Here is a 3,011-nt window from a genome sequence, read left to right on the forward strand (position 1 = left end):
CAGGTATGCGGTACGGGCATCCGGCACGCCAAGCGGACGCGTTGTCGTGGAATTCAAGGGCGCAGGGGTGCTTTAAAGGTGCCGGATGCACGCACCGCACACCCACTCTCTCCCAGCGATAGACCAGCCTTTCTAGCCGGTCTGCTCCTCTGATCTAGCCGGTCTGCGCCTCTGAGTTGAAGCTACTAAACGTAACGCCCCTGGCGCTCGACCACTTCGATCTTGTAGCCGTCCGGATCCTCGACGAAGAAGAACCTGGCCAGTTTCTGCCCGTCGTGCGCCATCTGCTTGACCGGATTGGGGGCCAGCCCTTCTGCCACCAGGCGGCCGTGTTCCGCTTCGCAGTCGTCGACGGACAGCGCCACGTGGCCGTAGCCGCTGCCGTGGGTGTAGGGCTCCTCCTGGCCGTGGTTCCAGGTGAGTTCGATCTCGAACTCGCTCTCGTCGTTGCGCAGGTAGGCGAGGGTGAAATCGTCGAAGTCGAAGCGCTGGGCCAGGTCGAGGCCGAATGCGCGCTTGTAAAAGTCCATCGACTTGTCCAGGTCCAGCACGCGGATCATGGTGTGTATCGCTTTTGCCACGGAATGTCCTCCCATTGGAATCCTGGCACGATTATCGGCCCGTCGGGGCGGCCGCGCAAACGGCACGCCGGCGTTGGGCACCCGCGCCGCCGCAATTCATAGCCCCTTGCCTCCGGAGCGATTTTCTTCGATCATTGGGGCTGACCAGTCTGGAAAGGGGAGACTAGCTAATGACCTATTCAAGGTTACTGCAATCCGTTTCAGCGCCGGCCTTCGGCGCGCTGTTGGCGGTATCCTTCGCGTCCCTCGCAATACCGGAGGCACGCGCACAAGCCCAGGCGGACGAGGGCTACGTCGAAGAAGTGCTCGTCACCGCCCGCAAGCGGGAAGAATCCGTATTGGAGATTCCCGAATCGCTGTCCGTGATCGCCGGCGGCGACATCAACCGGCAGAACATCAAGGCTCTGAAGGACATCGGATTCAAGGTGCCCAACCTGAATCTGGCGATGCGTCTCGACGGGTTCCCCAACGTGTCCATCCGGGGGCTCGGCGCCTTCGGCAACACCCAGGGCGTGGGTTTCTACCTCGATGACGTGCAGCTCTTCTCCGATGCCTCCTCGCGCTTCGGGGACCTCGCCCGTATCGAGGTACTGAAAGGGCCCCAGGGCGTGCTGTACGGCGGCAGCAACATCGGCGGCGCCGTGAAGTTCGTCAGCGCCCGGCCCGACCCGGAAGAAGCCTTCGGCCGGGTCAAGGTGCTCGGCGGCCAGCAGGGCATGATCGATGCGGAAGCCAGCGTGAACGCGCCGCTCGGCGACACCGGCTGGGCCATGCGCCTGTTCGGCTTCGGTTCCAGCCACGACGGCTTCATCAAGAACCGGAACGCCGTGCGGCTCAACGGCCTTCGCGACAACAACAAGAAGAATTCGGGCGAAACCGAGGCCTATGGCGCGCGCGTCATGATCGGCGGGCCGCTGGCAGAGCGGTTTTCGATGCTGGTTACCGCACGCTGGAACGAGTACGACGGCCCCAACAATACCTGGAACCGGGAATTGGGCATGGGTCCGTTCCGCTATCCGACTACCGTCAATACCGGGCCGACCAACCCACGCCATGAGCGCCGCACCTATGCGGGCATGGTGGAACTGACGTGGGAACTGGACAACTTCGACATCGTTTCGGTGTCCTCCTTCACGGATACCCACAGCACGCGCTACAGCGACGTCGACGGTAGTCCGGAGTATCTGGTCGACCTGAACAGGCCGGAAAAGATGAACGTGCTCACCCAGGAGATACGCCTTACGTCCACCAACGATTCGCCCTTTCAATGGATTGCCGGCGCCTACTACTCGCTGTACGACGAGAACATGGATTCCGAGCTTATCCTCTGGGGCACGTTTTTTGCCGACTACGCCAACGTCGTGGTCCCGCACGAGCAAGAACTCGAGACGCTCAACATACCCTTCGAGTACCGGCGGCGCGACAAGAGCCACCTGGCCGGTTTCGCAAACGTTACCTACGAGTTCGAGGAGTGGGAGGTCGCCGTCGGTATCCGGGTCGACCGGTGGAAGAACAAGAGCCTGAACTATGCCATTCCCCTCGCAGGCGGCCTCGAGGAAACGGAAGTCCTGCCGCGCGGGTCTGTTAGCCGGTGGCTGAACGACGACCACATGATTTACGCCACCGTTGCGTTCGGCTACGAGCCGGGCGGGCTGAACATCGGTGACTTCGGGCTGCTGCCGTTCAGTGCCGAGAAGGCCGCCAGCTACGAGGTCGGCTGGAAGGGCCGTTTCGCCGACGGGCGGGCCAGCGCATCCATCGCCGGATTCTATATTGACTACAACAAGCGGCAGGTCGAATACCATATCGAAACGCCGGTTGGGCCGGTCGAGGGCATCGGCAACTTCGGCGATTCGCGGCAGATCGGTTTCGAGGCTGACCTCAGCGTACAGGTGAGCGAGGCTCTGACCCTGTCGTTCGCCGCCGGCGCCATCGATGCCGAATGGACAGGGGAAACGCTTGCGTACGGCATAGATTTCGAGGGCGAGAAGCCGCCGAACGTGCCCGAGTTCAGTTGGAATGTGAACGCCGACTACCGTCAGCCCATCAATGCAGGCATGGACTTCATTTTCGGCGTGCAGGTCAGCAAGAACGGCGCATCCGACACCGTACAGGCCTTCCATCCGTTGCGTAATCCCAGCTATACGGTTGTCAACGCCCAGATCGGCGTTGCCGGGGAGAACTGGGAGTTCACGGTAAACGCCGAGAACCTCACCGCCAAGGACTACTACACCGATGTGCAGAGCTTCCCGAACTTCTACGGGCTCGACGCGGACGGTGTATGCGTCTATCCCGACGGTACCGACTGCCTCATCATCGGCACGCTGGGCCAGCCGCGCCTGGTCACGGCGAGCCTGAGCTACTTCTTTTAATGGCCGTGTGGTCCGGCTGCGGTCGCGGCCCGGCCAACCACAACCCAAAGGGCCAGCA

Annotated in this window: 2 protein-coding genes; one reads left to right on the plus strand and one right to left on the minus strand. The window is 62.1% G+C overall.

Features of this window, described 5'->3' with window-relative positions; translation table 11 throughout:
* Positions 1-185: 185 nt before the first annotated feature.
* Positions 186-581, minus strand: a complete 396-nt coding sequence (locus tag OXG98_13065; protein MCY3772933.1) for a VOC family protein — start codon at positions 579-581, stop codon at positions 186-188.
* Between the two features lie 170 nt (positions 582-751).
* On the opposite strand from OXG98_13065, the gene OXG98_13070 reads away from it, so the two are divergent.
* Positions 752-2,953: a TonB-dependent receptor gene (locus tag OXG98_13070; protein MCY3772934.1), complete on the plus strand. Its 2,202-nt coding sequence runs from the start codon at positions 752-754 to the stop codon at positions 2,951-2,953.
* Positions 2,954-3,011 lie beyond the last annotated feature (58 nt).

This window comes from Gemmatimonadota bacterium (assembly GCA_026706345.1).
Classification (GTDB): domain Bacteria; phylum JAAXHH01; class JAAXHH01; order JAAXHH01; family JAAXHH01; genus JAAXHH01.

What these genes read in the sequence shown, in the direction of transcription:
- OXG98_13070 (MCY3772934.1), top strand. Translation starts at nt 752, where the DNA reads ATGACCTATTCAAGGTTACTGCAATCCGTTTCAGCGCCGGCCTTCGGC.